Here is a 1,006-nt window from a genome sequence, read left to right as displayed (position 1 = left end):
CCGCGTTGTCGCATCACCCGAGTACATCCAGTACGCGGGCGATGCTCCGCCTTGCGATGCACCGCACCGGACGCCGCGAGCTTCCCGGCAGACCTTTCCGGTCACGGCACTAGCCGTAGATCGGGCCGGTGTACTTCTCGCCCGGTCCCTGGCCCGGCTCGTCCCGGACCAGGGACGCCTCGCGGAAGGCGAGCTGCAGGGACTTCAGGCCGTCGCGCAGCGGGGAGGCGTGGAAGGAGCTGATCTCGGTGGCGCTCGCGTCGAGCAGACCGGCGAGGGCGTGCACCAGCTTGCGGGCCTCGTCCAGGTCCTTGTACTTGTCGCCCTCCTCGGTCAGGCCGAGCTTCACGGCGGCGGCGCTCATCAGGTTGACGGCGACCGTCACGATCACCTCGACGGCGGGGACCTCGGCGATGTCACGGGTCATGTCGTCGAAGCCGGGCGACTCGGGGCTGCCCGAGGGGGAGGTGTCACTCATGCAGGACACGATAGGGCCCGGAGCGCGTCCCCTTGACAGCAGGAGGCGGGGGACACCGGATTAGCGCACGCGTCGGTGAACTGCTAACCTTGTGTAACGACCGGCCGGACGTCTGAGACATATGTCGAAGTGCCCGGCCCACAAGTGGAGGCTCCAGTCTCCCACCTGACCGTCCTCCGGGGCGGCGGGTCACCCGGTCAGGCGGCCCCCATCGTTCCGTACGGACGATGGAGTCGCCCGAATGTGCGCCCCGCGGTCACCGCGGCGGTGCTCCGGTAGTGTTTTGGAGCCCCGCTGTGACCGGTCGGGGCATTTTTTGTGCTTCGGTCCGGTCAGGTCTACGTCACAGTGACATACGCGGCTGTCCGCCAGACCGCCGTGTGGTGCTATCCGAGGAGGATCCATCAGCGCCGAGCCCCGCATCAACGACCGGATTCGCGTTCCCGAGGTGCGACTTGTCGGTCCCAGCGGCGAGCAGGTGGGCATCGTCCCGCTCGCTAAGGCCCTGGAGCTTGCACAGGAGTACGA

The 1,006-nt window shown here is 67.9% G+C and carries 1 protein-coding gene and 1 pseudogene; one reads left to right on the top strand and one right to left on the bottom strand.

What is annotated here, in order from left to right:
- Positions 1 to 109: 109 nt before the first annotated feature.
- The gene (locus tag ABZT03_RS44770) at positions 110 to 478 is read right to left on the bottom strand and encodes a DUF1844 domain-containing protein (protein ID WP_356050114.1); all 369 of its coding nucleotides are present in this window, start codon (positions 476 to 478) and stop codon (positions 110 to 112) included.
- A 378-nt stretch (positions 479 to 856) separates the two neighbouring features.
- On the opposite strand from ABZT03_RS44770, the pseudogene ABZT03_RS44765 reads away from it, so the two are divergent.
- A pseudogene (locus ABZT03_RS44765) lies at positions 857 to 1,006 on the top strand (translation initiation factor IF-3); the annotation flags it as partial.

The sequence above is a fragment of the Streptomyces sp. NPDC005574 genome (assembly GCF_040605435.1).
GTDB lineage: Bacteria > Actinomycetota > Actinomycetes > Streptomycetales > Streptomycetaceae > Streptomyces.
This window is presented reverse-complemented; position numbering and strand designations above follow the sequence as displayed.

Coding starts and splice junctions, on each gene's coding strand:
- ABZT03_RS44770 (WP_356050114.1), bottom strand. CDS start 478: ATGAGTGACACCTCCCCCTCGGGCAGCCCCGAGTCGCCCGGCTTCGAC.